Raw genomic sequence first — 26,660 nt, 5'->3', positions numbered from 1 at the left:
TCCTCACTTCGCCCGGCGCGGCGGGGCGCGTCCGATCGCGGCGGCGACTATCCGATCACGCCGTCGGCACGCAGCCGTCCGAGGTCCGCCCCGGTCAGGCCGAGGAACTCCGAGAGCACCTCGTCGGTGTCGGCCGACAGCTTGGGGGCGGGCACCGACGGTGCGCGCTCGTCGCCCCAGCGCCAGGGCGCGGCCGCGGTGAGCATCTCGCCGACACCCGGCTGCTCGATCCGCGCGGCGATACCCTCCGGGGCGGCGAGCGCGATGTGCGCCGCCTCGTGCAGGTCCCGGTACGGACTCCACAGCACCCGCGCCGCGTCGAGTTCCCGCTCGACGGTGGCGAAGTCGCGGGCCGCGAACCACGGCCGCAGGACCGATTCGATGGTCTCCCGGAACCGGAAGCGCTGCCCCTCGTCGTCCAGATCGATCTCGAAGCTCTGCGCGAGGGCCGCGAAGATCTCGGTCGTGCCGGTGGCCTTCTGCACCGCACGCCATTGGCCGACCGTCAGGGCGACCACCATCACCCGGCGCATGTCCGAGGTGACGAAGTCCACGCCGAAGGTGCCGAACATGTGGTTGCCGACCCGTTCGCGCGGCGCGCCGGACTCGTACACCTCCGCCAGCCAGCCCATCTCGGCCACGCCGGCCAGAGCCACGTCCGCGAGCGCGATGTCGACCTTCGAGCCCGCGCCCGTGCGCTCGCGCCGTAGTAGGGCCGCCGAGACGGAGTTCGCGGCGATCATCCCGGTCACCAGGTCCCACGCGGGGACCACGTGATTGACGGGGCCGACCAGCTCGCGGGGCCCCGTCATGAGCGGCACGCCCACCTCGGCGTTGATCGAGTAGTCGACGGCCGGGCCGCCGCCGAACCTGCCCTCGATGTGCACGCCGATCGCGTCCGCGCGCCGGGCGGTGAGTTCCTCGTACCGGATCCGCTTGCCGCCCACCATGTTGTCGACGAGCACACCACCGTTCGGCCCGGGCGTGGTGGCGAGCGCGAGCAACAGCTCGCGCCCCTGCGGCGAGCGGTGGTCGATGGTGACCGAGCGCTTGCCACGGTTGAGGTTCGCCCAGAACAGGCTGGCTCCGGTCCGGGACAGCGGCCACCGCCCGGCGTCGCTGCCGCCGCCGGGCGGGTCCACCCGGATGACCTCGGCGCCGAGCTGGCTCAACGCCAGGCCCGCCGACGGTCCGGCGACGAAGGACGACGCCTCCACCACGCGGACGCCGCTGAGCGGTCCGGGCGTCGCGGTGCTCATCGTGTGCCGGCCGACAGGCGGATGTCGCGCGCGACGAGCATGCTCTGCACCTGGTTGGTGCCGTCGTAGATCTCGGTGATCTTCGCGTCGCGGAGGCGGCGCTCCGCGCCGGCCGAGACCAGATCCCCGTCGGGACCGAGCAACTCGACGCAGCGTGCCGCGACCGTGGTGCCCAGCGTGGTGCAGTGCATCTTCAGCAGCGAGACCTCCGCGACGGGCTCCTCCTCGCTGGTGTCCACAAGATCGGAGACCGACATGAGCATGGCCCGCGCCGCGGTGATATCGCCGCGCAGCCGGGCGAGCTCGAACTGCAGGTCCTGCGCCTCGGCGATCTTCGACGACAGCAGGTCTCGCTCCATGGCCCACGCGACGACGGCGTCGAAGGCGCCCTGCGCGAAACCGACCCCCTGCGCGGCCGCGCTGATGCGGGACCGGACCACCGAGCGCAGCAGCAACGGGTAGCCCTCGCCCTCCTCCCCCATCCGCGCGCTCACCGGGATCCGGCAGTCCTGGAACGACAGCGTCACGGTCGACGCGCCCTTCTGTCCCAGCTTGTGCATGGGCGGACCGGGCTGGAAGCCCGACAGCGCGGCCGTATCCAGGAGGAAGGCCGTCACGGCGTCCTTGCCACGAGCGGGATCGACGCTGGCGAAGAGGACGATCACGTCCGCGCGGTCGCCGTTGGAGATGAAGGTCTTCTCCCCGTTCACGACGTAGTGGTCACCGTCGCGGCGCGCCACCGTCCGCATGGCGCCCACGTCGGAGCCGGCCTCGGGCTCGGTGAGCGCGATCGAACCCACCGCCGTGCCGTCGCACAGCCGCGGCACCCACGTCCGGATCTGCTCGTCGGAGCCCTGCAGGTGAATGGGGTGAGCGGCGTGCATCTGCGTCATGTACACGGTGGACGTCGATCCGCACGCCGCGGCGATGCGAGACAGCGCTTCGGCGTACGTCGCCGTGCTCGTCTCCGCTCCGCCGACGGAGGCCGGCAGTTGCATGATGCCCAGCCCCGCCTCGCACAGGCCGGCGAGGCCCGCGCTCGGGAACTCCGCGGAACCGTCCACGAACGGCGCCTGCGGCGCGATCGTCCGCTCGACCACCCGGTCGACGGTGCCGATCACCTCCGGATCGACCGAACTCCAGAGCTTCCGGGGCGCGCTCATCCCTCGCCCCTCTCGAAGACGGGCTCACGGCGTTCGGCGAAGGAATTGATCCCCTCCTGGCCGTCCCGGGAGGCGATCGCGATCCCCGCGACGGCGGCCTCGTGCGCCAGCGCCGCTTCCGCGAACGCGGGCCGCGCGGCGTCGAGGATGTTGGCGATTCCCCGTCGGCTGCCGGAAGCGATGAGTTCGGCGATCCGCCGTGCTTCGGCCGCCGCGTCCTCGGGTGCGAGCGGAGGGACGGAGAGCAGGCCCATCTGCCAGGCCCGCTCCGCGTCGATCCGCTCGCCGCCGAGCATCAGGAGCATCGCGGCCGGCTTCCCGACAGACAGCGCGAGCCGCTGCGTACCACCGAAGCCGGGGATGCATCCGATTCGCGCCTCCGGGAGCCCGAACCTACTCCGGTCCGAGGCCACGACGATGTGGCACGCGAGCACGAGCTCGAATCCGCCGCCGAGGGCGTAGCCATCGACCTCCGCGATCACGGGGACGACGGAGTCCGCGATCGCGGACATCGTGCGGTGGCCGGCCTTGATGAACGCCTGGGAATCATCGATCGCCAGGCCCCGGATCTCGTCGAGATCCGCCCCCGCACTGAAGGCGCGGTCACCGCTCCCGCGGATCACGACGGCCCCGATCCCGGGGTCGGACTGGGCCCAGTCGAGTGCGGCGTGGATCTCGCGCAGGACCTGGGAGTTCAGCGCGTTGAGCTGTGCCGGACGGCTGATCTCGATCGTCAGCACGCGTCCCTTGTGTTCGGTCACGGTCAGGGAACCCACACCGCCTCCTTCTCCACGAGTTCTGTCACGGCCTCGTTCTCCAGGCCGATCTCCGCCAGGATCTCGCGGCCGTGCTGGCCACGAGTAGGTGCGGGGATCCGCGCCTGCCGGTCCTGCGGGTCCGACGACAGGCGCCACGGCGCACCCACCCCGCGGAAGACGCCCGCGACCGGATGCTGATAGTCCACGATCGCCCCGCGGGCCTCGACCTGCGGATCGGTCACCACTTCGGACAGGAAGTTGATCCGGCCGCACGGAACGCCGACCTCCTCTAACAGCTTCAGCGCCTCCGCCGAGCTCAGCTTCTCGAGCCGCTCCTGGAAGGCGCCGACGACCTCCTCGCGGCTGGCTCGGCGGTCGGCGTTCGTCGCCAGATCCTCCCGCGCGGCCAGGTCGTCCAGCCCCAGTGCCGCGCAGGATCGTTGCCAGTGCCGGTCGTTGCCGATCGCGATCACGATGGGCCGGTCCGCGGTCTGCATCCGCTGGTAGATCGCAACCACGGAGTCCTGCCCCGCGCACGGTTTCGGTTCGGGTTCGCCCGCGAGGAAGCTGGCGATCCGCGGCGACATGAACGCGAGGTCCGCCTCGAGAAGCGCCACATCGACGATCTCTCCCTCGCCCGAGGCCTGCTGGCGGACCAGCGCCGCCGCGACCGCGAAAGCGGCGACCGTGCCTGCGGCCACGTCCGACAGGGCCGTGCTCACGCGCTGCGGAATCCCGTCCGCACCGGTCACGCTCATCATCCCGGAGCGGGCCTGGGCGATCAGGTCGTATCCGGGTAGGCCGGCGTCGGGCCCGGTGAGGCCGAACCCCGAGAACGCGCAGATCACGAGCTTCGGGAATCGCTCGCGGAGGCGTTCGAGCCCGAGCCCGTGCTTGTCGAGCTTGACCGGGTTCATGTTCTCGATGAACACGTCCGCTGTTTCGAGCAGCTGGAAGAGCACGTTCATGCCCGCCTCGCTCCGCAGATCGAGGCAGAGGCTGCGCTTGTTCCGGTTCACGGAGAGGAACCACGCCGCCTCGCCGTTGAGGAAGGGCGGCCCCCAGCCTCGGGCGTCGTCGCCGCTCAGCGGCTCGATCTTGATCACGTCGGCGCCCATGTCCGCGAGGTACATCGACGTCGTCGGCGCCGCGTACGACGACGATATGTCGATCACGCGGATACCGTGCAGCGGCCCCGTCTTCGCGCCCGCGCCGGGCGAATCCTCATCGGTCACTGGAACCTCCCTTCCGTGGGCCCAGCCCACGCTCCGCGACCCGGGCGGCGTGCAAACGCCTGCCGCCGGCTCGCGCTTGAATCCCCATCGCATCGCGCAGCAGTCCCGCGAGCGGGTACTCGTCGATGTAGCCGTAGCCGCCGTGCGCCTGGATCGCGTCGATGCACACGCCGACCGCGGCGCGGCCCGCAGTGGCGGCGAGGCCGTGAATGGCCGACGCGTCCTGCAGCGCACGATCGAGGGCGGTGTCCATCCCCGCCACGGCGAGGTCCATGTCCGCCACCAGGGCGCGGAGCCCCGCGAACGAGCCGATGGGGACGCCGAACTGGTGACGCTCGAGGACATAGGACTGGGTCTGGGTCAAGGCCCTGCGGGCCACGCCCACCAGGGCGGCCGCCGTCAACAGATCCCAGAGATAGGCGACGTCGCCGGCGTCACCGGTCAGCTGGGCGGCACCGTCGGGCACCGCGACCGACACCAGGCCCGCACGGCGCAACCCCGTGCGGCGGTCGTCCGCCTGCGACAGCGCTGCCCACGGCACGGCGTGCAGCGTCGTCTTCGCCACGTCGAGCACCACGACCTGATCCGGCGCCAACGCGGAGGCCACGACGGGACTGCTCCCGGGCACCGCGAGCGCGAAGGTGGGCCCGTGCTCGTCCCTGCCGAGAGCCCGGTCCGCGACGTACCTGCCGGCGAGGACGAAGGCCAGCGAGGGATCGTACTCGGCCGCGGTGCGTACGGTGTGCGCGAGCCAGTACACGGCGTCCGCCTCGTCGACGGTGTCGCGCCCCAGGTCGAGAAGGCCGGTGTCGCGCAGGGAGTTCCGCGCGCCGGCGAGCTCATCGCCCGATTCCCCCGATGCCTGGGCCACGCGGTCGACGACCTCGAGGAAGTCCGCCAACTCCGGGCTGATCGACGTCACTTGTAGAACCTCGTCCGGTCGGGCTCGCGCCGCTGCTCGAAGGACTGCGACATCTCCTCGGCCTCCTGCGTGCTCCGGTACGCCGTCAGCAGGAGGTCATGAGCGAGCCTCGCCTGCCCGGCGACGCCGGTGTGCCGGCCGGAGAAGGCGGTCTTGAGGGCGCCGATCGCGAACGGGCCCCGGTTCCGCAGCGTCTGCGCGATCTCCTGCGCGTGGGCGACCGGGTCCTCCGCGATGTCGTTGACGAGCCCGATCGCCTGGGCCTGCTCGGCGGTGTACTTGCGGTTGAGGTACCAGATCTCCTTGGCCCGGCGGCGGCCGACGGTCTCCTCCAGGTACCAGGTGCCGTACCCGGCGTCGAAGCTCCCGACCATCGGACCGACCTGCCGGAAGATCGCGTGGGGCGCCGCGACGGACAGGTCGCACACCACCTGAAGCACGTTCCCGCCGCCGACCGCGTAGCCGTTGACCGCAGCGATCACAGGCTTGGGCATGGTGTCGATGAACTCGTACAGGTCGATCACGGGCATCACGCTGGAGTAGTCGAGCGAGGACAGCTCCTCGTGCTCGCCGCCGATGCAGAAGAACTTGTCCCCCGTGCCGGTGAGCACGGCGACGTCGATCGACGGGGTCTCGCGCACCATCCGGAAGGCGTCCAGCAGCTCACGCGCAGTCTCGAAGCGCAGCTTGTTCGCGTTCTCCGGGCGATTGATCGCAATGGTCGCCACTCCGTCGTCGACGGTGACGACGATGTCCTCGTAGGTCATATCACTACCACTTCCACGACTACAGGGCCGCACAGCACAGCCCCTCTCTAGTTGGTACTTTGTTGACAACAAGTTATATTATCTTACAGATAGATGCAAGGGATCAGCGGCGGCGGAACAGCCCCTCCGCGCCCGAGGACGAGGAGCCACGATGACCACAGCTGCGACACCGATCTGCGTCATCGGCGCCGGGACCATGGGCCGCGGCATCACCCAGGTGGCACTCGCAGCGGGACACACCGTGAGCCTCGTCGACCCGCAGGAGGCCCAGCTCGCCGCAGCAAGGGCGGATGTCGCGAACCGGCTCGCCCGGCGCTCCCCGGAGATCGCCGAGGCACTGGACGACCGCCTGCACACCTTCACCTCCGTCGATCAGGCCCCCGTGCACCCCGGCACCGTCGTGATCGAGGCCGTGCTCGAGTCCCTGGACGTCAAGGCGGCCGTCTTCGCGGCCGCGGCGGAGCATTTCGGAAGCTCGTGCGTCCTCGCGACCAACACCTCCTCCCTGTCGGTGACGGCGATCGCCGCCCGCAGCCCCCTGCCGCACCGCGTGGTGGGAATGCACTTCTTCAACCCTGTACCCGTGATGAAGCTCGTGGAGGTGATCAGCGGAATCCAGACGGAGCCCGAGGTCGCGGATCTCATCCACGACCTCGCGGTCGACTGGGGGAAGGCGCCGGCGCGCGCGAAGAACGCGCCCGGTTTCATCGTCAACCGAGTGGCGCGGGGCTTCTACGGCGAGACGCTGCGCCTGCTCCAGGAGCAGGTCGGTGACCCGGCCACGATCGACGCGGCCCTGCGCGGCAGCGGTTTCCGCATGGGTCCGTTCGAGCTCATGGACCTCATCGGCAACGACGTCAACGCCGCGGTCACCCGGTCGGTGTGGACCTCGTTCCATTTCGATCCACGGTTCGAGCCGTCCCGGATCCAGGACGAGCTCGTCGACGCCGGGCGGCTCGGGCGCAAGTCCGGTCACGGGTTCTACTCCTACGCCGACGGGGTCGCCGCGCCCGAGCCCGCCGTCGTCGCCCCGGGCGCTCTTCCCGGGACGATCCGTCTGGGGAAGTGCGACCAGTTCGAGATCCTGATGGAGCGCACCGGACTCGAGGTGGCGCCGTCCGACGGCGAGGGCCTGACCCTCGACGGCGTCACAGTGCTGGTCACCCGCGGCCGCACCGCACGAGCCGAGTCCCGGGCGCGCGGCGGCGCCCCGGTCGTCGTGGTGGACCGGTGCATCTCCCCTGACACCGTGCAGGGACTCGCGGTGGCTGCGTCGCATTCCGACGCCCTGCCCCCCGTCGCGGCCGTCCTGGGGCGCGCCGGGATCGCCGCCTACGCGGTCGATGACGCACCCGGGTTGATCGTGGCTCGCACGCTCGCCGTGATCGCCAACGAGGCGTGGGAGACGACCCTGCACGGAATCGCGACGGCCGACGACATCGACGTCGCCATGCGACTCGGTACCAACTATCCGGCGGGCCCGTTCGCCTGGACGGCCGACTGGGGCGCGGGTGCGGTCCGGGAACTGCTCGATGCACTGTGGGCCGGCTACCACGACACCCGGTACCGGGCCAGCCGGGCGCTCGTCGAAGCCGTCGACGCCCGATCGCAGTAGGGAACGACGCAGGGGACGCTTCCGGTAGGAAGCGCCCCCTGCGCACTCACGACCCCTCACCGGGTCGCAGCCACCGCCGGTTACGACGGCAGCGGGTCCGAATGCCGCTTGAGCCAATCCACGACGCCGGGCATCGTCACCTTCCGGGCCGCGGAGCCCATCATGGCGCCCGCGTGTCCCCCGGGAATCCGGAGAATCTCCAGGTCCTTCGATCCCACCGCCTCCGCCAGAGGCGCCGAGTTCTCCGGCGGAACGAACTCGTCGTTCTCGGCGATGACGAGCAGGAGCGGCGCCGTGATCGTCTCGGCGCGCACCGCCCGGCCCGCGAGTGTGGCGGTGCCGGCGACGAGCCGATTCTCCTTGACGTAGTTGTCGACGAACTCGATGAACGACGGGGAGGCCATCGCCCTGTGGTCCCACGCCCAGTGGTTGATCGCGCGGTGCGCGTCGGCGTAATCGTCCTTCCACAGGTTCTCCCACAGCGTGACGTACTGGACGAGGTCCGAGGTCGGCTGCAACATCCGGAACATGCCCCGGATAGCGCCTTCGGGAACCAGTCCCGTCGTCTCGTCGACCACCTGGTCGGGCCCGATGCGTCCGTCCTGGAAGGCACTGATGAACGGCGGCGCGTGCTGGTAGTCGAAGGGCGGCGCGAACAGGACCGCGTTCCGCACGGGCACGTCGCTCCTGCTCCCCAGGAGCAGCGTGAGCATCATCGAACCCATGCAGTACGCGCCGGTCGAGATCGAGTCCGCGCCCGTGAGCCGGCGGATGGCGGCGATCGCGGGGACGAAGTACCCGTCGAGGTACGTGCCGAGATCGTGGTCGCCCTCAGCGGCCTCGGGCCGGCCCCAGTCGAACAGGAAGACGTCGAAGCCCTCGGCGACCAGCTTCTCCGCCCAGGAGTTCCCCGGGAAGAGGTCGAAGATCGCGGAATCGCCCACCAGTCCCAGGAAGAGCAGCAGGGGCGGGCCCTGCCGCACGTCGTCGTTCCGGTACCGCCACAGCTTCGCCTTGCCCAACGACCACACCTCGTCCTTCGGTGCGGCGCCCACCTGCGGCGGCGGCCGCCGCGCGATGAGATCGATGCCTCTGCGGGCGCGCAACTGCGTGCGCTCCACCTCGCGGATCAGGCCGCGCGCCACGTCGAAGACGGGATCGATGGGGCTCATCTACCGCTCCGTCGGCTCGGGGCCGGGAGTGATCTCCGCGTCCGTCTCGGCCTGTTCGCGGCGCATGGCCAGCATGTCGCGCTGCACCTGCGCCAGTTCCTTGCGCAGGTCGCGCACCTCGGCATTGGACGGAATGCCCACCAGATGCAGCCCGAAGCCGACCACCGCCTCGACCGGCGCCACGACGGCCTTCTTCACGCGCCCCACCTTGAGGGACAGCACCTGGAAGTCCGCCGAACTGGTCGCGTTCTCGAGAGGCCCTCCGATGCGGCGCTCCACCCCGTCGAATGCCTTCCGCCACAACGGCGAATCCTTGGCCATATCAGCTCCGTCCGGACTTCAGCGGGTAACGCTTGCGCACCACCGCGCTGGTGAGCGCCGTGTAGTGAGCGCTCCGCGGCGCCGACCGGACCATGCCGTCCATCGTCGCTCGGTCCACGGTCCGCGCCTTCTGCCACGACTCCGAGTCCTCGGGCGCATCCGCGCGGAGGAACTCCGCGATCGCGAACGCGGCTCCCGAGGACGGGTCCTGGAGCAGGTAGTGCCCCCACCGATCGAAGGTGAGCAGTCTGGCGTTGGGCAGGTAGCCGGCGATGATCCCCGCGTTCGCCGCGGGGATGATCCGGTCGTCGTTTCCGGTGACCACCAGGGTGGGATGCTGCACCGAGGAGAGCCAGGGCAGGCTGTTGAACCGCGACATGGCCATCATCTGCAGCGTGTACCCGCGCATGGTGGGAGCCGCGCCGTGATGCCAGTTGACCATCCGCTTCGCGAGTGCCTCGCTGTCCCGCTCCGCGGGGGCGAGATTCACCATCTTCATCGTCGCCCGATAGGCGGCCTTGGAGTGATGGCGCGCAGGCGTCATCACCGCCATGAGCGCGAGAAGGCTCCCGGGAACCGCGCCGCTGCCGCACGTGGAACTGACGATCACGAGACGGCGTACCCGCTTCGGCGACTGGTGCGCCAGCTGCTGGGCTACAGCGCCGCCGAGCGAGTACCCCAGGACGTCCGCCGACTCGTGCCCGCAGGACAGCAGGACCTGTTCCGCGACGTCGGCGACGTGGGCGAGCGTGTACGGGAAGAAGGGCGCCTCCGACTTCCCCGCGCCGGGGGCGTCGAAGGAGATCACCTGGAAGCCTTCGAAGTCCGGCACCGCCGCGTCCCACATCGAGACGTTCGCCCCGAGGCCGTTGATCAGCAGCAAGGGCTCGCCGACGCCGCTGATTCGGACCCTGACCGTCCGGCCCGAGATCTCTACGAACCTCTCGTCCACCCGTGCCGCCTCCGTCCTCATGCCATCACCTCGGTCAGCCCCAGGAGCGCTGAGCGCGCCTGATTCGCGTCGACCCGATGGGTGAGCACCATCAGGTCGCGGTAGTCACCGTCGCCGTCGCGGACGAAGTCCGCCAGGAGGGCCTCGGGCTCGAAGCCGAGGTCCTGGAACATCGTGACGAGGGCCTCCTGCTCGGCGATCAGCTCGACGAAGACGTGCGAGCACTCGGCCCGGACCGCCTCGAGGAGCGCGGCCCTCGCGAGGACGCGACCGAAACCGCGGCCGCGGAAGTCCTCCCCCACCACCAGCCTGATCTCCGCGACGTGCGCGGACCAACCGGACCCGGGATAGACCCCCGCGAGGGCCGCGATCTCACCGCCCGGGTCGACGAGGACGATCCGCCGCGCAGTGACGTCCTTGCGGAAGCCGGCGAGCGCACTCACCGGATCCTCGAGATCCTCCTTGAGGAACCGCCGCTCACCGTCGGGGACCTGGGCGACGAAGCGCACGAACGCGGAGGGATCCGCATCCGCCAGCGATCGGATCGCCCAGCCGTCACCGGGCACATTCTGGGTATCTGTCATAGCCGAATTCTAGTAGAACAATATCTCTTAATGAGCCAGTTCTGACAATTACACCTAGGTCATACATTTCGCGACGCGCGGCCTCGATCAGCGGCGGTCGTCGGCGTTCCGGGCGAGGCTGTAGCGCTCCATCACGTCGAGGACCCGGCGGCGCACCTCCGGCCTGCCCAACACGTCGATGTTCGCCGCGAGGCTCGCATCGAGTGCCGCGTCGAGCTCGGCGGTGGCCGCTGCCCGCGCGATCCGCTTCGCGTGCGCGTACGTCGCCTTGGGGCCATGGGTCATGCCCCGGGCCACCTCGGCGGCCCGCGCCGCCAGCTCCTCGGTGGGGAGGACCTCGCTCACCATGCCCGCGGCCAGAGCCTCTTCCGCATCGATGAACGCGCCGGTGGCGATCATGTGCGAGCCCTTCGCCAGACCGACCAGCTTGGGCAGCAGGTAGGCCCCGCCGGCAACGGGGATCATGCCCAGGTTCACGTAGCTCTCCGCGAACCTGGCGGAGGATGCCGCGAGCCGCACATCGCACGAGAGCCCGAAGTCGAGCCCGCCCGCGGTCGCGGAGCCGTTGTACGCCGCGACCACCGGCACCGGGGCGTTCCAGAGCAGCCGGACGGTGCGCTGTACAGCCGGCATCCACGTCTCGCCCAAGTAGTCCATGAGGCCGTCGGCGCCGTCCGCGGACCGCACGGCGTACATGTCCTGCACGTCGGCGCCCGCACAGAAGACCTTGCCGGTCCCGGTGAGCACCACGGCGCCGACCTCGGCGCTCTCGGCGAGCCCCGCGATCGCGTCGCCCATCCGGGTGACGACATCGGGGGTGACGGAGTTGCCGCGGTCCGGGCGGTTGAGCCGGACGGTGCCGACACCGTCGGTGATGTCGACGACGATGTCAGCGGTCTCGTTAGTCGGCTCAGTCACTTCACTTCTCCAGCTTCGTCACGGTACGGGGTACGACGGTCGCGTCCGCGACCCAGGACCGCACCAGGCGTTTGATATCGCCCCGGGCGATCTTCGACGCCTTGGAGGCGCGGGGAATCGGATCGGTCGAAACGTAGATGTGGCCGGGTCGCTTGAACCCTGCGAGGTTCTCGCGGAGAACGCCGTCGAGATCTTTGGCGAGGTCCGCCCAGATCGCGTCGACATGCACGTAGGCCGCCGGCGTCTCGCCCCACTTCGCGTCGGGTACGCCGACGACGACCGCCTCGCGCACCATCGGGTGCTGTTCGAGGGCGCGCTCGATCTCCACGGGCTGAATATTCGTTCCGCCGGTGATGATCGTCTCGCTCGCGCGGCCCACGATGAAGATGCGTCCCTGCTCGTCGAATCGACCGAGGTCGGAGGTTCGCCACCAGCCGTCGGGCAGTGTGCGGTCCGCGTGCTCCGCTTCGCCGCCCAGCAGGGTCGGCGCGACACTGGGCGTACGGATCGCGAGTTCACCGTCGACGCCCGGCTCCGGCCGGTCCAGGACGGCACCGTCGCTGTAGATACCGAACTCGACGCCCGGCACGGGGCGGCCGATCGACGACCACAACGCGCTGTCGCGCATCTCGGCGCGAGTCAGCAGCGTCGTCGACGCAGGCGCCTCGGTCTGGCCCCAGCAGTTGATCATCGCATCGGTGTACTGCGTCAGCACCTCGAGCGCCGGCAGGGCCGCCGGCTCACCGGCCAGCATGAGACAGCCGAGCGACGAGGTCCGCAGCCGGTCCAAGCCGTCGACCTCGGCCAGCCGACGCAACATGGTCGGGACGGCGAACATCCACGTGATCCCGCGGCTGACGATGACGTCGAGCATCCGCTCGGGATCGAACTTGGACATGATCACGTTGGTGCCACCGCACAGCAGCGTCGGAAGCACGCTCCAGCCGCCGGCATAGACCAGTGGCGCGACCTGCAATGTCCGCGGCGTTGCGGTCGGTGCACTGGTGCTCATCACCCAGGTATTGCCCAGGATCGCGGCGCGCGCGCCGCGGTGGGTGATCGGGATGCCCTTCGGTTTTCCGGTCGATCCCGAGCTGAACCGGATGTGGTAGTAGTCGTCCGGCCCGGTCGCCACCTGCACCGGGGTCGGTGCGCCGCCCGCGACCAGCAGATCGAACGGAGTCCAGCCGTCCCGGGCGCCGATGACGACGCGGTGCACCTCGGACCCCTCGAGCACGCCGTCGAGAACCTCGGCGGACGATGGATCGGCGACCACGAGAGCGACCTCCGCGAGATCGACACATCGTCGGAGCTCATTCGGGGCGAACCGGTTGTTCAGCGGGACCTTCACCAGCCCCGCCTTGAGGAGGGCGAACTCCAGAATCACGTACTCGACGTGATTCTGCGACACCCAGGCAACGCGGCCGCCCGGCTTGAGGCCGAGCCCGAGGAAGGCATTGGCGAGCCGGTTCGACGCGTCGATCAGCTGATCGATCGTCAGACTCCGAGTACCGTCGACGTCCTCGACCGCGACCTCGTGACCGAGCCGGCGCTGCACCTGGCTCATCAGCTGCACGACGGTCTGCGCGACCGCCGAGGAATCCGCACTCATGTCGCTATTCCTGCCCGTATCCGATGGGCATGGTCGCCACCGACAGGCCACCGTCGACCACGATCGTCTGCCCGTTGATCGACCTGCTGGCCGGCGAGCAGAGGAAGGCCATGACGTCGGCGACCTCGGCGGGGGTGGGGTACGCGCCCGACGGGGTCAGAGCGAGCCACCGGTTCTCGTACTCCTCCCACGAGCCGGTGCCGGACGCGGCGTACAGCCGGAAGGAATCGGTGTCGATCGCGCCGGGGCAGATGCCGACCGCCGTCACGCCGTCACCGGCGAGCTCCACCGCGAGGTTGCGGACCAGCGACTCCATCGCGGCCTTCGACGCACCGAGCAGGCCGTGCAGCGGCAGGGCGCGGAAGCTGTCCCACCCACTGACGGCGAGCACCCGACCACCGCCCTGCATGTGCGGCAGGGAGAACCGCACCAGGTCGAGGAAGCCCTGGATGGTGATACCCATCGTCTTCTCGATGTGATGCGCCCGGATGTCCATGAGCGGCTTGAAGGCGCTGGCGGCGGCGTTCGCGACCACGACGTCGAGCCGGCCGAACCGCTCGACGGCCGCGGCCACCATGGCCTCGACCTCGTCGGTGTTGGCGACGTCCGCTTGCACGGCGAGCGCCGTGCCCCCGGCCGCCTCGATCCGTGCCACGGCGTCCTTCGCAGACTCCTCGTCACGGCGGTAGTTGACGACGACGTTCGCACCGCGGGCCCCCAGCTTCAGGGCCAGTTCCCGCCCCATTCCGCGCGACCCGCCGGTGATGAGGACCGTCTTTCCTTGCATGTCCATGGATGCCTCTCGATGTCTTCGATGCCGAGCGCCGTGCGCTGTGGTTCGGGTCGGCCGGATTTCGGGTGGGCTAGGAGCCCATGGTCAGTCCGCCGCCCACGCAGAGCGTCTGACCGGTGATGTAGCTGGCGCCGTCGCCGGCGAGGAAGGCGATCGCCGTCGCGATCTCGGCGGGCTCGCCGAGTCGCCGCAGGGGCACCCCGCGGAGGATGCTCTTCAGGACCGCGCCGCTCTCCCCGGCGGCCTCGTCACCGCCGGTGATCCCCTGCTCCACTAGCAACGGCGTCGAGGTGATCCCCGGCGCAACGGCGTTGACGCGGATGCCGTACCGCGCCCACTCGCGGGCCAGGGACTTGACCAGTCCGATGACGCCGGCCTTGGCCGCGGAGTACACCGCCTCGCCGGACGTGCCGACGGTGCCGGCCTCCGACGAGGTCAGTACGAGGGTGCCGCCGCGCTCGCGCATCGCCCGCGCCGCCGCGGCCGAGAGGTAGATCGCCGACATCAGGTTCACGTCGATGATCCGCTGCCAGTACTCCGGAGTCTCGTCCAGGAACCTGGTGATCGCGGTCCAGCCCACGGTGGAGATCACCGAGTCGAGGTGCCCGGCCTCCGCGACGGCGGCGGCGACCAGCCGGTCGCAGTCCTCGGGCCGGGTGGCGTCGAAGGATTCGCCCAGTGCGGCGATGTTCTCGTGCTCGCCGGCGACGGCAGCCGCGGCCTCGGCGTTGAGGTCCGCCACGACCACGCGAACGCCGGACGTCGCGAGCTCGAGCGCGGTGGCGCGGCCGATGCCGGATCCGGCGCCGACCACCAGGGCCGTTCGGATTTCGGTGCTACCTGCCATGGGTTGTGGTCTCCTCGGGGTTGAAGGCGGGGCCCGGACGCGACGATCTGCGGCCCGTACCCAGCATGTGCAAGAAAGCTATCAAGAAAATCAATTGTCTGACTGTTGATCAGAGCAGCTCGTCGTGCGCCCAGCTGATGGCTTCGACGACGGGCACGAGGCCAAGGCTCGTACCCAGCATCAGGATCACCACCTGCTCGATCTCCGTGACCGTGGCACCGGCGTCGCGGGCCCTGTTGGTGTGCACGCGGAAACCGCTCTCGTTCCGGGTCACGGCGAAGCCGGCGAGCAGGATCAGCTCGCGCTGCTTGTCGTCCAGGGGCCCGTGCGCATCCTGGGCGACGCGGACGGCGCGAAAGGCGTCAGCCAGCGCCGGGGAGACGTCGCGCAGGTGGTCGACGTTCGAGCGGAAACTCTCGTGCTTGCTCAGCGGGTAGTCGACGTTCGTCGCATCGATCTTCGCCATCATCGTCATTCCTTCTCAGTCGGTGGTGGTTTCATCGGCGAGGCGGCCCAGCGCGGGGATCCGGTAGCCCTCGGCGTACTCGGCGCCGGCCTGCCGGATCGCGGCCTCGGGCGCACGCGCGTACAGCCGGCGCCGGCTCACGAACGAGCCGGACTGCCGGCGCACACGCACCGCGGCCTCGACCGCTGCGACGAGGGAGACCGTCCCGTCGAGGAGCGGGGCACCGTCGACCTCGCGGATGTCGAGCTTGTTGAGGAAGGCGGTGAGCCGCCCGCCCGCGGGGATCACGACCTCGGCGCCCTTGTCGAGTGAGGCGCGCGCCGCGGCGACGAAGGAGTCGACGGCGGCCTGTCGCTTCGCAGGATCCGAGAAGGCCGCATCGAGCTCGTGCGGGGTCAGCCCCATGCACTCGATACTGGCGAGGCGCTCGCGCAGGCCGTACTTGGCCACGTTCTCCTCGAATCGACCTCCGAAGTAGGGGTTCACACCCACGAGCGAGAACTGGCTGCCCATCATGCACGAGGTGAGCATCGAGGTCTCCCCCAGGCCCAGCACGGGGATGTCGACCATCGAACGGGCCTCGCGCAGAGCGGGATCGAGGATGTTGCCGATCGCCACCGCGTCGAAGCCGTCCTGCTGCGCGCTGATCGCGGAGTCCATGATCGAGACCCAGTCGAGGACCTCGAAGAAGCGGAAGCTGTCGATGCGACCCACCCGGGTGCCGCGCAGCTCCACCTCCGTCCCCGGCGATGTGACCTGTTCGATGTAGGACCGCAAGTACGGGAAGTAGTTCGGCGAGTACTCCTCGCGGGACATGCTCAGATAGAGGATCTTCATCTCTCTCATTCCACTCGTTCGAAGATCGCGGCGAGCCCTTGTCCCCCGCCGATGCACATGGTCTCCAGGCCGTAACGCGATCCGCGACGCTCCATCTCGCGGAGGAGGTTCGCCATGATGCGTCCCCCGGTGGCGCCGATCGGGTGGCCGAGGGAGATACCGGAGCCGTTGACGTTGACCCGCTCGAGATCCCCGTCGGACAGACCCCAGCCCTTGAAGCAGCCGAGAACCTGCGCGGCGAAGGCCTCGTTCAGCTCGATCAGGTCGATGTCCGACCAGGTCAGCGAGGCACGCGCGAGGGCCCGTTCGGCGGCCGGCACCGGGCCGATGCCCATCAGCTTGGGCTCCACGCCCGCGAGGGACCAGCTGACGAGCCGCGCGTAGGGCCGCAGGCCCAGCTTCTCGGCCTTGGCGGGCGTGGTCACGATCGCGACGGCGGCGGCGTCGTTCTGCCCGCTCGAGTTGCCGGCGGTGACGGTGGCGTCCGAGCGCGTCGCGGCCATGATCGGCTTCAGCCGCGCCAGGGATTCGACGGTCGTATCGGGCCGGGGGTGCTCGTCCCGGGTCACGACGAGCGGATCGCCCTTGCGCTGCGGGACCGCGACCGGAACGGTCTCGGCGTCGAACAGGCCCGCCGCCATCGCGGCTCCCGCCCGCTGCTGGGAGCGCACGGCCCACGCGTCCTGCTCCTCCCGCGAGATGCCGTACGCGCGACCGACGTTCTCCGCGGTCTCGATCATCCCGCCCTCCACGGGATACCGCCATCCGCCCGAGTTCCGGCGAGGCGCCGCGAGCCGGTCCAGCAGCTTCGGCTGGCCGCCGTTGTTCCACCTCCCGTTGGGGATGTAGTACTCGGCCTGGCTCATGCTCTCGGCGCCACCCGCGAGGACCAGGTCCGAGCCGCCGGTGGCGACCTGCATGCACGCGTACAGGACGGCCTGCAGGCCGGAGCCGCAACGCCGGTCGATCTGCAGCCCCGGCACCGTCACGTCGAGGCCGGCGTCCAGCGCCGCGATGCGCCCGATGGCCGCAGCCTCGCCGTTCGCGTAGCCCTGACCGAAGATGACGTCGTCGATATCGGCCCCGGTGATCCCCGTCCGTTCGACGAGACCCGAGAGCACCGTCGACGCCAGGGTGGTGACGGGGACGTCCTTGAAGACCCCGCCGTAGCGGCCGACCGGGGTTCGGACCGGCTCACAGATGACGGCTTCCACTGTGGTGGTCATGGTCTAGACGCTCGACTCTCCGCCGTCGACCGCGATGGTCTGCCCGGTGAGGAAGTCCGGTGCGTTCAGAGCGAGATACGTGACCACGTTCGCGAGCTCCTCCGGAGTACCCATGCGGTACGCGGGAATGCCCCGCAGCACCTTCTTGTACGCCTTCTCGTCCGCGCGCATCTCGGCGTTGATATCGGTGGCGATGTAGCCGGGGGCCACCGCGTTCATCTGCGCGCCGAAGCGCGCCCACTCGGCGGCCACGGACCGGGTGAAGTTGATGACGGCGCCCTTCGAAGCGCAGTAGGCCGAGAAGCCCGGCCGGCCGACGAGGCCGAAGACCGATGCGATGTTGATGGCCCGGCCCTTTCCGGCCTGCTGGAAGCGACGCCCCGCCTCCCGGCTGCACAGGAACAGGCCACGGACGTTCGTGTTGAAGATCCGGTCCCATTCGGCCTCGTCGAGGTCGATCATGTTGGTCTGGGTGGCGATCCCGGCGTTGTTCACCAACACGTCAAGACGGCCGAATTCCGCGACGGCATCGTCGAAGAGCCCTGCGATCGACTGCGGGTCCATGACGTCCGTCGGGCGGACGAGGGCGGTGCCGCCCTCGGCCTCGATGGCGTCCCGGACGCCCTCGAGCGCGGAGACGGTGCGCCCCGAGAGCACGACGCGGGCACCTTCCTTGGCGAGCGAACGCGCGACGGACTCGCCGATGCCGCGGCCGGCCCCTGTGACGACTACCACTGGATTAGACATGTATGTAATATGTCTGACAGCTGGCCTAGTAGTCAAGCCACCATCACAGACTCATCGCAGAGGAGTTCCACCTTCATCATGAGACGTCTCGTGCGCACCGAGGGCCTGACCGCGGAACAGGAAGAGATCCTCACCGTCGTCCGGCAGTTCGTCGAGAAGAAGATCATCCCGGTCGCCACAGAGCTGGAGCACGCCGACGAGTACCCGACGGACATCGTCGAGGGACTCAAGGAGCTCGGCATCTTCGGCCTGATGATCCCGGAGGAGTACGGCGGGCTCGGCGAATCGCTGCTCACCTACGCCCTGGTGGTCGAGGAGATCGCCCGCGGCTGGATGAGCGTGTCCGGCGTGATCAACACCCACTTCATCGTGGCCCACATGATCAAGCAGCACGGCACCGAGGAGCAGAAGCGGAAGTACCTGCCGCGTATGGCCACCGGGGAGGTACGCGGCGCCTTCTCCATGTCCGAACCCGGCCTCGGCTCGGACGTCGCGGCGATCACCACGAAGGCCACGAAGACGGCCGACGGCTACGAGATCACTGGCCAGAAGATGTGGCTGACCAACGGCGGCTCCTCCACCCTGGTCGCGGTTCTGTGCAAGACCAACGAGGGCTCCGACTCGGTGTACAAGAACATGACCACCTTCCTGGTCGAGAAGCAGGCGGGCTTCGGCGAGACGGCCCAGGGCGTCACGGTGCCCGGGAAGATCGAGAAGATGGGCTACAAGGGCATCGACACCACGGAGATGATCCTCGACCACCACCGGACCTCGGCGGACCAGATCCTCGGCGGCACCCCCGGTCAGGGCTTCTACCAGATGATGGACGGGGTCGAGGTGGGCCGGGTGAACGTGGGCGCACGTGCCGTCGGCATCGCCAATCGCGCCTTCGAGCTCGGCGTTCAGTACGCACAGCAGCGCGAGACCTTCGGCAAGCCCATCGCGCAGCACCAGGCGATCCTGTTCCGAATCGCGGAGATGGCGACCAAGGTCGAGACCGCGCATGCGATGGTGGTCCGGGCCGCGCGCCTCAAGGACGCCGGCGAGCGGATGGACGTCGAGGCCGGCATGGCGAAGATGATCGCCAGCGAGTACTGCAACGAGGTGGTCCAGGACTCGTTCCGGATCCACGGCGGGTACGGCTACTCAAAGGAGTACGAGATCGAGCGGCTCTACCGCGAGGCCGCCTTCATGCTGATCGGCGAGGGTACGTCGGACATCCAGAAAATGATCATCGGCCGGTCGCTGCTCAAGGACTACAAGATCTAAGGGAGACGGACTATGCAGTACAACAGGCTCGGTAGGACGGGCGTCAAGGTCAGCCGGATCGGCTTGGGGGCGCTGAACTTCGGCTTCGTCACGGACCAGGAGGCCAGCTTCGAGATCCTCGACTACGCGGTCGAGAACGGCATCAACCTCGTGGACACCGCCAACGTCTACGGCGGTCCGCAGACGCCCGACATGGAGAAGGGCTTCGGCACCTCCGAGGAGATCATCGGACGGTGGCTCGCGCAGGATCCCGCGCGCCGCGACCGGATCGTGCTGACCTCCAAGGTGTATCAGCCGATGGAGACCGGCCCGAATGATCGCGGCCTGTCGGCGTACCACATCCGCCGCGCCTGCGAGGCGAGCCTGCGCCGCCTGCAGACGGATCACATCGACCTCTACCAGATGCACCACGTGGACCGGAACGTCCCGTGGGAGGAGACCTGGCAAGCCTTCGAGCAGCTGATCCGCGAGGGCAAGATCAGCTACGTCGGCAGCAGCAACTTCGCGGGCTGGGACATCGCGACGGCCCAGACCATCGCGAACTCCCGCGGCTTCCTGGGGCTCGCGTCCGAGCAGAGCCTGTACAACCTCACCGAGCGCACCATCGAGCTCGAAGTGATTCCGGCGCTGCGCTACTACGGGATCGGCCTCATCCCGTGGAGCTCGCTCGGACGCGGCCTGCTGGGCGGCGTGCTGGAGAACGCGGGAACCGGCCGGCGCAGTAGGCCCGAGATGCAGGCCCGGATCGAGGCGATCCGCCCCCAGCTCGAAGCCTATGAAGCGCTCTGCAAGGAGATCGGCGCGCCGCCCGCGCACGTCGCCCAGGCCTGGCTTCTCGCCAATCCCGTCGTGAGCACGATCATCTGCGGCCCGCGCACGTGCGAGCAGCTGGCGGACAGCGCGAAGACGCTCGACGTGACCCTCTCCCCCGAGGTCCTCGCGCGGCTCGACGAGATCTGGCCCGGCCCCGGCGGCGAGGCCCCGGCCGCCTACGCCTGGTAGCCGCACCGTCGTAGCAACGAATCGGCCCCGGAACCTCCGATCAGGTTCCGGGGCCGATGTCGTTCCGGCGTAGCGGGATTCCGAGCTATGTCAGCGACTGCGCGAAGTCCGGGGGTAGACCGATCGACCGCAGCTCGGTGTAGGCGTCGAGCCCTTCGGCGCCGTTCTCCCGGCCGATGCCGCTCTGCTTGAAGCCGCCGAACGGCGCCTGCAGTCCGATCGCGTTGCCGTTCAGCTCGACCACACCACTCCGGATGCGGCCGGCGATCTCAAGACCATGGGCCGGGTCGGCGGTGAACACCGCGCCGTTCAGGCCGTACACGGAGTCGTTCGCCAGGGCGACGGCCTCGTCCTCGTCCCGGTAGGTCATCACCGCGACGACCGGCCCGAAGATCTCCTCCCGGGCGATCGTCGACCTCGGATCGACACCGCTGAAGACGGTGGGCTCGACGTACCACCCGCGGTCGACGCCGGTCGGTCGGCCGCCGCCCTTGGCGACGACGCCGCCCTCCTCACGACCGATGCGGATGTAACGCTCGACGGTGTCCCGATGGCGCTCGCTGAACAGGGGGCCGATCTGGGTGGCGTCGTCGTTCGGGTCACCGACCGGCATCGTGTCGATCATCGCGTTCAAGCGCTCGACGAAGTCCGCCTCGATCGAAGCCGGCACCAGCAGCCTGGTCTTGAGCGTGCAGACCTGCCCGTTGTTCCGGAAAGACCCCATCCGGAGCGACTCGACCGCCTGGTCGAGGTCGGCGTCCTCGAGCACGATCGCGGCGGACTTCCCGCCCAGCTCGAGCGTCACGCGGCGGATGTCTGCACCGCAGAGCGAGGCGATCCGGCTGCCGGCGCCAGTGGAGCCCGTGAAGGTGACCTTGTCGACGCCGCGGTGGGTGACGAGGTGCTCGGCCGCCTCCCTCTCGGCCGGCACGATGTTGATCACTCCCGGCGGGAAGCCCGCCTCCTCGATGAGTTCACCGAGGAGGTACCCGTCCAGCGTCGTCTGCGGAGCGGGCTTGAGCACGAACGTGCACCCCGCGAGCACCGCGGGGACGATCTTCTGCATGCTGATCCCCATGGGAACGTTCCACGGCACGACGGCCGCGACGACCCCGACCGGCTCGCGGGTGACCAGCGCGCTCCCGGTCGCCGTCCTGCGGACCTCGCGGAACGGGTACTCGCGGATGAACCCGAGGTACGCGTCGATCACCCGCACCGGGTTCGCAGCCTGGATCGTGCGGGACTGCGCGATCGGGCACCCCATCTCGGTCGTGATGAGGCCGGCGATCCGCTCCTGGTTCTGCTCGAGCAGTTGGCGGAGCCGCTCGACGACGGCGATCCGATCCTCCAGCGGCATGGTCGGCCAGGGTCCCGAATCGAACGCCCGGCGGGCGGCCGCGACCGCGGCGTCGACATCCGCGGCGGACGCCGATGCCACCTCGGCCAGGAGCTCCTCGGTCAGCGGGGAGACGATCGGAATGCTCTCCCCAGTCGCGGGAATCCACCGCCCGTCGACGAAAACGGTTCCGTGCCGGTGTTCTACGAGCATCTGTACTCCTTGGTCCATGAGGGGAACGGGGACGCGCCGGGCGGGTGGACTGCCGCTTCTACAGCTCACCCGCCCTCGCATGTTCGGTGGCGACCCGATCCGATCTTACACCTGCTCATAAGTAAGATAGTTGACAGTCAGATAGCCGCTTGGTTTGATTGCGGTGTCGGGCATCACACCACCGCGGGCGGCGGAGGAACCCGGGGCGCGCATTCGGGTACGTCATGCGCCGGTCCCGGGCCGCGCCGGACCGGCGCCGCGGTACGCGGACGCGGATCGATCAGGCAGAGGGAGACGGCAGTGTCGACGAAGGAAACGGTTCTCGTCACGGGCGGTTCGGGATTCATCGGATCGCGCGTGGTTGAGCGGCTGAGCGCCACCGGTCAGTACCGGGTTCTCGCCGCGGACGCGGTGCGGACCGAACGATCGTCCGCCTTGGACACGCTCCCCGACGTCGAGTTCTGCGAGATCGATCTCCGCGACCGGGCAGCGGTCGAGTCCCTCGTCAGCCGCACCGGCCACATCATCCACCTCGCTGCCATCCGCGCCGTGGCCGGCGCCGGCGATCCCCGGGCCGCCTTCGACGTCAACGTCGTCGCCGCCTACGACCTGATGGACGCCGCGAAGCGGCACGGCGTGCGCCGGATCGTCTACGGCTCCTCGCACAGTGTCTACGGCTCCTTCGCCACGTTCCGCCCGTACCGGCACCGCGAGGACGAGACGGCCGACGGACGGGGCATCGGGATGTACGGGGCGAGCAAGCTCGCCGTCGAGGCCTACCTCGAAGCGCACGCCAACAGCGATGGCGCCGAATTCCTCTCGCTGCGCCTCGGCACGATCTACGGTCCCGGCGTCAATCGCGACAACTCCCTCGGCGGCATGATGATGGACGTGATCGACGCTGTGCGAGACGGCCGGCAGGCGGTGGTCCGGTGGGCGCCCGACGCGCTGCACGACCTGGTGTACGTCGACGACGCCGCCGCCGCGATCGCCCAGGCGCTGACGGTGCCGGCGACTGAGAAGGCCGTCAACATCGTCGGCGAGCCGATCACCACGACGGACCTGTTCGGGCGTCTGATCGCACTCACCGGTGCGGAGAACCCGTCGGTCGAGTGGACCGCGGAACTGGTCCGGTACCAGCAGGTGTGCCGGGATCGCATGCTGGCGATGGGCTTCGGCGCCTCCCTCGGCACCCCCATCGACCAGGGTCTGCAGGCCTTCATCGACTGGCACCTCGCCGGCTCGGCCGCCGGCCGCGGCTGACGACACCGCTCGCCGGCATCGCGCCGAGCGGCTCCACCACCACATCGGGAGAAACCAACAGTGACTGAGAAGATCGGCTTCATCGGCACCGGCGCCATGGGCTCGGCGATCGCGAGCCGCCTGGTGAGCGACTACGACCTGTACGTCAACGATCGGAACCGGGCCTCGACGGACGGCCTCGTCGAGATGGGCGCGACCTTCGCCCCGTCGGACGAGATCGCACGACAGTGCCGGTACGTCTTCCTGTGTCTGCCTGCGCCGGCGCACGTCCTGGGCCTGTTGTTCGGTGATGACGGGATCGCCGACTCCTTCGAGCCCGGGACCGTGGTCATCGACATCACCACGGGCACCCCGACCAGCGACGCGGAGATCGTGGCGGGGCTCGCCGAGCGCGGCGTGAAGTTCCTCGACTCCCCGATCGGTGGCGGCGTTCGCCGGGCTGCGGACGGCACCTCCACGCTGATGGTCGGCGGCGACGCCGACGTCTTCGAGGCCGCGCTGCCCATCCTGAACTCGATCACCCCCAACGTCTTCCGGGTGGGGCCGTCCGGCGCGGGACACGCGATGAAGCTGGTGAACAACCTACTCAACTCGTGCAACCGGTTCGCGGCGCTGGAGTGCATCCGGCTCGGCCAGGCGGCAGGCATGGATCAGGGCACCATCGTCGAGGTCCTCAACTCGTCCACCGGGCGCAACTACACCACCGAGTACACGTTCCCCACGCTGCTCAGCGGCGAGACCTACAAGAAGCAGGGCTTCACGCTCGAGCTGATGGTCAAGGACGTCCACCTGGCCAACGAACTGGCCGACGCCTACGAGCACGCCACCCCGATCGGGCACCTCGTCGAGGAGCTGACCCGGGCGGCCATCGACCGATTCGGCCCGGATGCGGATCAGAGCCAGCTTATGGCCGAGTGGTATCCCCAGCGCTGAGCGCGATGAACGCCCTGAACCCGTCCCCTCACGCCCGGCACCGCGGGCACTGGCGAGGGCCGTCCGGAGTCCGCGATGGCCGAACTCGCTGACGAGGCCAGAGCGCTCGTGGCGCGCGCCGCGGCCCGGCCCGCGATCCACACGCTGCCGATCGAGGTGGCCCGCGCGACGATGCGGGAGAGCCTTGTGGAGAAGACGCCGCCGATCGGACTCACGACACTCGCGGTCGAGGACTTCGCTATCCCGACCGCGGACGGCGGTGTTCCGGTCCGGAGCTACCATCCCGCACTCGGGGCACCCCGGCCCGTGCTGGTCTTCTTCCACGGCGGAGGGTGGGTGTTCAACGACATCGACACGCACGACACGCTGTGTCGAATCCTCGCCGAGGTCGCGGACTGCCTGGTGCTCTCCGTGGGCTACCGCCGTAGTCCCGAGCACCGCTACCCCGCGGCCATCGACGACGGCCTGGCGGTGCTGGCATGGGTCGCCGCGCACGCCCCATCGGTCGACGGGGATCCCGCCACGATCGCGCTCGCGGGCGACAGCGCCGGCGGACAGATCGCGATCACCGTCGCGAAGCGAATCCGCGACGAGGGCGGGCCGGCGATCCGCGCGCAGTTGCTGCTGTACCCGGTCCTCGACTACTGGGACCCTGGGACACCGTCGTACGACGAGCGCGGGCCGGGCTTCGCCGTGACGCGCGAGTTCATGCAGTGGATCTGGGACGCGTGCCTCCCCGCGACGTGGGACCGGCACGATCCGTACCTCTTCCCGCTGCACGGCGAACTCGGCGGGCTTCCGCCCACCGTGCTCTGCATCGCGGAGTACGACGTCCTGCGCGACGAGTGTTTCGATTTCGCCGAGCGCCTACGCAGCGCGGGCGTGCCGGCCGAGATCGTCCACGCCGCCGATCAGATGCACGGATTCGCCAATCACACCTCCCGGATCCCCACGGCCGCAGCCCTGGTCCGAGACACCGCGACGCGGCTGCGCCCGCTGCTGCCCCGTCGAACGATCCCGTCCGAGACAGACCTTCGATGCACCACCACCGACTAGATTGGAAACTCCCATGCTCACAGTGATCCGAGGCGCGAACAGCGAGCCGTCAGCCCTGGCCGAAGGCACCTTCACCGGCGACGCGTGGCGGGACATGCTGATGGCCCCCACCGACGGTGTCGCGGTCGGGAACAACTTCTTCTCGCCGTGCGCACGGACCTATTGGCACTCACACGTGGGCGGCCAGCTCCTCATCGTCCTCGCCGGCGAGGGCCACGTCTCCGACGAGAACGGCATCGTCACCGTTCGGGCGGGTGACATGGTGTGGACGCCGCCCGGGATCCGGCACTGGCACGGCGCCGCTCACGACCGGTACATGCTGCACACCTCGGTCACGCTCGGCGCCACGAACTGGGAAGAGGCCGTGAGCGATCTGCAGTACGAGGCCGCTCGCGCCTGAGGGCGGAGCATTCGACGACGACCGCGCCGCCCGACCGGGCGCCGCACTGAAACCGCGCGAGCGACGGCCCGCGCATCGAGGAGGAAACGACGATGTCCGACAACGACGAACCGAATCTGGCCCGGGTGGTGGTGACCGGCGTCGCCGAGGACGGCCGGTCCACGATCACCAGCGACGGGCCCGCGACCCCATGGGTCCGCAGGCCCACCGGCACGCTGGTCATGGAGCTGTGGCGCGCGGACGCGCTCCCGATCTCGGTCGACGACGACTCGACCCTCGGCGACGAGGTCGTGCTCGCCCCGCCGGCCCACGGAGTCGCGGTGCGCACCACCGTCTTCCCGCCGGACAGCTCCATCTCACCGGAGGCCGCCGCGGCGTTCAAGGCCGCGATGAAGGACATCTACGGCGCCGGTAACGAGGGCTCGGCCGACTCGGTACCCGGAATGCACAGCACCGAGACCATCGACGTGATGACGGTGATCGAGGGTGAGATCTGGTGCGTCATGGAGGACGGGGAGACGGTGCTGCGCAAGGGCGACAGCATGGTCCAGCGCGGCACCCGTCACGCGTGGCAGAACCGCAGCGACAAGCCCACGACGGTCGTCACCACGATGCTTCCGGCGCATCGCCCGAGCTGAGGAGCAGTATGTCCAGTCCAGTTCAGCCCCACAACGATTCGCGGCCGAGCGGCGATCAGCACCCTCTCGGAGGGATCGCCCCCGCACTCATCGGCTTCACGGACGAGGTGCTCTTCGGGCAGGTGTGGGAGCGCCAGAACATCAGCCCCAAGGAGCGCAGTCTGGTCACCGTCGCCTGCCTGGTGACCAGCGGCAACGTCGACCAGCTCGAGTACCACCTCGGGCGGGCACGGGGCAACGGTGCGACCCAGGACGAGCTCGTGGAGGTCATCACGCACCTCGCCTTCTACGCCGGCTGGCCGAAGGCGATGGCCGCGATGGCCGTGGCGAAGCGCGTCTTCGGCGTCTGATACCGC

General features: G+C 69.4%; 28 protein-coding genes. 9 read left to right on the top strand and 19 right to left on the bottom strand.

Features of this window, described 5'->3' with window-relative positions:
- Positions 1 to 47 precede the first annotated feature (47 nt).
- Genes AC21LY_RS11425 through AC21LY_RS11400 form a run of 6 tightly spaced genes read right to left on the bottom strand, consistent with a single transcriptional unit; the run spans position 48 to position 6,104 of the window.
- Positions 48 to 1,259, bottom strand: coding sequence for a CoA transferase (locus tag AC21LY_RS11425; protein WP_489046588.1), 1,212 nt, complete (start codon positions 1,257 to 1,259; stop codon positions 48 to 50).
- Entirely contained in the window at positions 1,256 to 2,422 is a 1,167-nt protein-coding gene (locus tag AC21LY_RS11420; RefSeq protein ID WP_489046587.1) for an acyl-CoA dehydrogenase family protein, read from the bottom strand. The genes AC21LY_RS11425 and AC21LY_RS11420 overlap by 4 nt, the downstream gene beginning before the upstream one ends.
- Positions 2,419 to 3,198, bottom strand: coding sequence for an enoyl-CoA hydratase/isomerase family protein (locus AC21LY_RS11415; RefSeq protein WP_489046586.1), 780 nt, complete (start codon positions 3,196 to 3,198; stop codon positions 2,419 to 2,421). The genes AC21LY_RS11420 and AC21LY_RS11415 overlap by 4 nt, the downstream gene beginning before the upstream one ends.
- On the bottom strand, positions 3,186 to 4,415 hold the full coding sequence (locus tag AC21LY_RS11410; RefSeq protein WP_489046585.1) for a CaiB/BaiF CoA transferase family protein: 1,230 nt from the start codon (positions 4,413 to 4,415) through the stop codon (positions 3,186 to 3,188). The genes AC21LY_RS11415 and AC21LY_RS11410 overlap by 13 nt, the downstream gene beginning before the upstream one ends.
- Entirely contained in the window at positions 4,405 to 5,337 is a 933-nt protein-coding gene (locus tag AC21LY_RS11405) for an acyl-CoA dehydrogenase family protein (RefSeq protein WP_489046584.1), read from the bottom strand. The genes AC21LY_RS11410 and AC21LY_RS11405 overlap by 11 nt, the downstream gene beginning before the upstream one ends.
- Positions 5,334 to 6,104 carry an enoyl-CoA hydratase-related protein gene (locus tag AC21LY_RS11400; protein ID WP_489046583.1) on the bottom strand — a complete coding sequence of 257 codons (771 nt, stop codon included), beginning with the start codon at positions 6,102 to 6,104 and terminating at the stop codon, positions 5,334 to 5,336. The genes AC21LY_RS11405 and AC21LY_RS11400 overlap by 4 nt, the downstream gene beginning before the upstream one ends.
- A gap of 151 nt (positions 6,105 to 6,255) precedes the next feature.
- Between AC21LY_RS11400 and AC21LY_RS11395 the strand changes: the two genes are divergently transcribed.
- A complete protein-coding gene (locus AC21LY_RS11395) occupies positions 6,256 to 7,719 on the top strand; it encodes a 3-hydroxyacyl-CoA dehydrogenase (RefSeq protein WP_489046582.1) in 1,464 nt (487 codons plus the stop codon).
- Positions 7,720 to 7,799: 80 nt separating this feature from the next.
- Here AC21LY_RS11395 and AC21LY_RS11390 read toward each other — a convergent pair whose 3' ends face one another.
- The 12 genes from AC21LY_RS11390 to AC21LY_RS11335 form a co-directional block, all read right to left on the bottom strand.
- Positions 7,800 to 8,891: an alpha/beta fold hydrolase gene (locus AC21LY_RS11390; protein WP_489046581.1), complete on the bottom strand. Its 1,092-nt coding sequence runs from the start codon at positions 8,889 to 8,891 to the stop codon at positions 7,800 to 7,802.
- Entirely contained in the window at positions 8,892 to 9,212 is a 321-nt protein-coding gene (locus AC21LY_RS11385; RefSeq protein ID WP_489046579.1) for a hypothetical protein, read from the bottom strand.
- Between the two features lies 1 nt (position 9,213).
- Entirely contained in the window at positions 9,214 to 10,185 is a 972-nt protein-coding gene (locus tag AC21LY_RS11380; RefSeq protein ID WP_489046578.1) for an alpha/beta fold hydrolase, read from the bottom strand.
- Positions 10,182 to 10,748 (bottom strand): GNAT family N-acetyltransferase, encoded by a 567-nt coding sequence (locus tag AC21LY_RS11375; protein WP_489046577.1) that lies wholly within the window; start codon positions 10,746 to 10,748, stop codon positions 10,182 to 10,184. Before AC21LY_RS11375 ends, AC21LY_RS11380 begins: the two co-directional genes overlap by 4 nt.
- Before the next feature lie 87 nt (positions 10,749 to 10,835).
- Positions 10,836 to 11,666, bottom strand: a complete 831-nt coding sequence (locus tag AC21LY_RS11370) for an enoyl-CoA hydratase/isomerase family protein (protein ID WP_489046576.1) — start codon at positions 11,664 to 11,666, stop codon at positions 10,836 to 10,838.
- A gap of 1 nt (position 11,667) precedes the next feature.
- Entirely contained in the window at positions 11,668 to 13,278 is a 1,611-nt protein-coding gene (locus AC21LY_RS11365; protein WP_489046575.1) for a class I adenylate-forming enzyme family protein, read from the bottom strand.
- 4 nt (positions 13,279 to 13,282) lie between these two features.
- Positions 13,283 to 14,071: an SDR family oxidoreductase gene (locus AC21LY_RS11360; RefSeq protein WP_489046574.1), complete on the bottom strand. Its 789-nt coding sequence runs from the start codon at positions 14,069 to 14,071 to the stop codon at positions 13,283 to 13,285.
- Positions 14,072 to 14,141: 70 nt separating this feature from the next.
- Entirely contained in the window at positions 14,142 to 14,918 is a 777-nt protein-coding gene (locus AC21LY_RS11355) for an SDR family NAD(P)-dependent oxidoreductase (protein ID WP_489046573.1), read from the bottom strand.
- Between the two features lie 109 nt (positions 14,919 to 15,027).
- Positions 15,028 to 15,384, bottom strand: a complete 357-nt coding sequence (locus AC21LY_RS11350; protein WP_489046571.1) for a carboxymuconolactone decarboxylase family protein — start codon at positions 15,382 to 15,384, stop codon at positions 15,028 to 15,030.
- Between the two features lie 15 nt (positions 15,385 to 15,399).
- Positions 15,400 to 16,221, bottom strand: coding sequence for an aspartate/glutamate racemase family protein (locus tag AC21LY_RS11345; protein WP_489046570.1), 822 nt, complete (start codon positions 16,219 to 16,221; stop codon positions 15,400 to 15,402).
- Between the two features lie 5 nt (positions 16,222 to 16,226).
- Complete coding sequence (locus tag AC21LY_RS11340; RefSeq protein ID WP_489046569.1) at positions 16,227 to 17,447, bottom strand: acetyl-CoA C-acetyltransferase; 1,221 nt, start codon at positions 17,445 to 17,447, stop codon at positions 16,227 to 16,229.
- A gap of 3 nt (positions 17,448 to 17,450) precedes the next feature.
- A complete protein-coding gene (locus AC21LY_RS11335; protein WP_489046568.1) occupies positions 17,451 to 18,194 on the bottom strand; it encodes an SDR family NAD(P)-dependent oxidoreductase in 744 nt (247 codons plus the stop codon).
- Between the two features lie 78 nt (positions 18,195 to 18,272).
- On the opposite strand from AC21LY_RS11335, the gene AC21LY_RS11330 reads away from it, so the two are divergent.
- Together AC21LY_RS11330 and AC21LY_RS11325 are read left to right on the top strand one after the other, a co-directional pair.
- Positions 18,273 to 19,463, top strand: a complete 1,191-nt coding sequence (locus tag AC21LY_RS11330; RefSeq protein WP_489046567.1) for an acyl-CoA dehydrogenase family protein — start codon at positions 18,273 to 18,275, stop codon at positions 19,461 to 19,463.
- A gap of 12 nt (positions 19,464 to 19,475) precedes the next feature.
- Positions 19,476 to 20,465, top strand: coding sequence for an aldo/keto reductase (locus tag AC21LY_RS11325; protein WP_489046566.1), 990 nt, complete (start codon positions 19,476 to 19,478; stop codon positions 20,463 to 20,465).
- A gap of 85 nt (positions 20,466 to 20,550) precedes the next feature.
- Here the strand turns inward: AC21LY_RS11325 and AC21LY_RS11320 are convergent, their stop codons facing one another.
- On the bottom strand, positions 20,551 to 22,014 hold the full coding sequence (locus AC21LY_RS11320; protein WP_489046565.1) for an aldehyde dehydrogenase: 1,464 nt from the start codon (positions 22,012 to 22,014) through the stop codon (positions 20,551 to 20,553).
- On the opposite strand from AC21LY_RS11320, the gene AC21LY_RS11315 reads away from it, so the two are divergent.
- From AC21LY_RS11315 to AC21LY_RS11290, 6 genes are all read left to right on the top strand, one after another.
- Complete coding sequence (locus tag AC21LY_RS11315; RefSeq protein WP_489046564.1) at positions 21,994 to 23,277, top strand: NAD-dependent epimerase/dehydratase family protein; 1,284 nt, start codon at positions 21,994 to 21,996, stop codon at positions 23,275 to 23,277. The genes AC21LY_RS11320 and AC21LY_RS11315 overlap by 21 nt on opposite strands.
- Before the next feature lie 60 nt (positions 23,278 to 23,337).
- Complete coding sequence (locus tag AC21LY_RS11310; RefSeq protein WP_489046563.1) at positions 23,338 to 24,210, top strand: NAD(P)-dependent oxidoreductase; 873 nt, start codon at positions 23,338 to 23,340, stop codon at positions 24,208 to 24,210.
- Between the two features lie 75 nt (positions 24,211 to 24,285).
- The gene (locus tag AC21LY_RS11305; protein WP_489046562.1) at positions 24,286 to 25,266 is read left to right on the top strand and encodes an alpha/beta hydrolase; all 981 of its coding nucleotides are present in this window, start codon (positions 24,286 to 24,288) and stop codon (positions 25,264 to 25,266) included.
- Between the two features lie 13 nt (positions 25,267 to 25,279).
- Positions 25,280 to 25,666 carry a cupin domain-containing protein gene (locus tag AC21LY_RS11300; RefSeq protein WP_489046561.1) on the top strand — a complete coding sequence of 129 codons (387 nt, stop codon included), beginning with the start codon at positions 25,280 to 25,282 and terminating at the stop codon, positions 25,664 to 25,666.
- Between the two features lie 92 nt (positions 25,667 to 25,758).
- Positions 25,759 to 26,304 carry a cupin domain-containing protein gene (locus AC21LY_RS11295; protein WP_489046560.1) on the top strand — a complete coding sequence of 182 codons (546 nt, stop codon included), beginning with the start codon at positions 25,759 to 25,761 and terminating at the stop codon, positions 26,302 to 26,304.
- Between the two features lie 8 nt (positions 26,305 to 26,312).
- Positions 26,313 to 26,654 (top strand): carboxymuconolactone decarboxylase family protein, encoded by a 342-nt coding sequence (locus tag AC21LY_RS11290; protein WP_489046559.1) that lies wholly within the window; start codon positions 26,313 to 26,315, stop codon positions 26,652 to 26,654.
- Positions 26,655 to 26,660: the final 6 nt, after the last annotated feature.

Source organism: Tsukamurella sp. II2bb, from assembly GCF_057815145.1.
The sequence above is the reverse complement of the archived record's forward strand: the minus strand, read 5'-3'. Positions and strand labels throughout refer to the sequence as shown.

Bases quoted from the DNA above. Each gene is read 5' to 3' on its own strand.
- AC21LY_RS11300 (WP_489046561.1), top strand. From the start codon at position 25,280: ATGCTCACAGTGATCCGAGGCGCGAACAGCGAGCCGTCAGCCCTGGCC.
- AC21LY_RS11400 (WP_489046583.1), bottom strand. From the start codon at position 6,104: ATGACCTACGAGGACATCGTCGTCACCGTCGACGACGGAGTGGCGACC.
- AC21LY_RS11320 (WP_489046565.1), bottom strand. From the start codon at position 22,014: ATGCTCGTAGAACACCGGCACGGAACCGTTTTCGTCGACGGGCGGTGG.
- AC21LY_RS11335 (WP_489046568.1), bottom strand. From the start codon at position 18,194: ATGTCTAATCCAGTGGTAGTCGTCACAGGGGCCGGCCGCGGCATCGGC.
- AC21LY_RS11390 (WP_489046581.1), bottom strand. From the start codon at position 8,891: ATGAGCCCCATCGATCCCGTCTTCGACGTGGCGCGCGGCCTGATCCGC.
- AC21LY_RS11365 (WP_489046575.1), bottom strand. From the start codon at position 13,278: ATGAGTGCGGATTCCTCGGCGGTCGCGCAGACCGTCGTGCAGCTGATG.
- AC21LY_RS11420 (WP_489046587.1), bottom strand. From the start codon at position 2,422: ATGAGCGCGCCCCGGAAGCTCTGGAGTTCGGTCGATCCGGAGGTGATC.
- AC21LY_RS11350 (WP_489046571.1), bottom strand. From the start codon at position 15,384: ATGGCGAAGATCGATGCGACGAACGTCGACTACCCGCTGAGCAAGCAC.
- AC21LY_RS11295 (WP_489046560.1), top strand. From the start codon at position 25,759: ATGTCCGACAACGACGAACCGAATCTGGCCCGGGTGGTGGTGACCGGC.
- AC21LY_RS11305 (WP_489046562.1), top strand. From the start codon at position 24,286: ATGGCCGAACTCGCTGACGAGGCCAGAGCGCTCGTGGCGCGCGCCGCG.
- AC21LY_RS11380 (WP_489046578.1), bottom strand. From the start codon at position 10,185: ATGAGGACGGAGGCGGCACGGGTGGACGAGAGGTTCGTAGAGATCTCG.
- AC21LY_RS11360 (WP_489046574.1), bottom strand. From the start codon at position 14,071: ATGGACATGCAAGGAAAGACGGTCCTCATCACCGGCGGGTCGCGCGGA.
- AC21LY_RS11290 (WP_489046559.1), top strand. From the start codon at position 26,313: ATGTCCAGTCCAGTTCAGCCCCACAACGATTCGCGGCCGAGCGGCGAT.
- AC21LY_RS11325 (WP_489046566.1), top strand. From the start codon at position 19,476: ATGCAGTACAACAGGCTCGGTAGGACGGGCGTCAAGGTCAGCCGGATC.
- AC21LY_RS11355 (WP_489046573.1), bottom strand. From the start codon at position 14,918: ATGGCAGGTAGCACCGAAATCCGAACGGCCCTGGTGGTCGGCGCCGGA.
- AC21LY_RS11385 (WP_489046579.1), bottom strand. From the start codon at position 9,212: ATGGCCAAGGATTCGCCGTTGTGGCGGAAGGCATTCGACGGGGTGGAG.
- AC21LY_RS11345 (WP_489046570.1), bottom strand. From the start codon at position 16,221: ATGAAGATCCTCTATCTGAGCATGTCCCGCGAGGAGTACTCGCCGAAC.
- AC21LY_RS11425 (WP_489046588.1), bottom strand. From the start codon at position 1,259: ATGAGCACCGCGACGCCCGGACCGCTCAGCGGCGTCCGCGTGGTGGAG.
- AC21LY_RS11395 (WP_489046582.1), top strand. From the start codon at position 6,256: ATGACCACAGCTGCGACACCGATCTGCGTCATCGGCGCCGGGACCATG.
- AC21LY_RS11340 (WP_489046569.1), bottom strand. From the start codon at position 17,447: ATGACCACCACAGTGGAAGCCGTCATCTGTGAGCCGGTCCGAACCCCG.
- AC21LY_RS11375 (WP_489046577.1), bottom strand. From the start codon at position 10,748: ATGACAGATACCCAGAATGTGCCCGGTGACGGCTGGGCGATCCGATCG.
- AC21LY_RS11330 (WP_489046567.1), top strand. From the start codon at position 18,273: ATGAGACGTCTCGTGCGCACCGAGGGCCTGACCGCGGAACAGGAAGAG.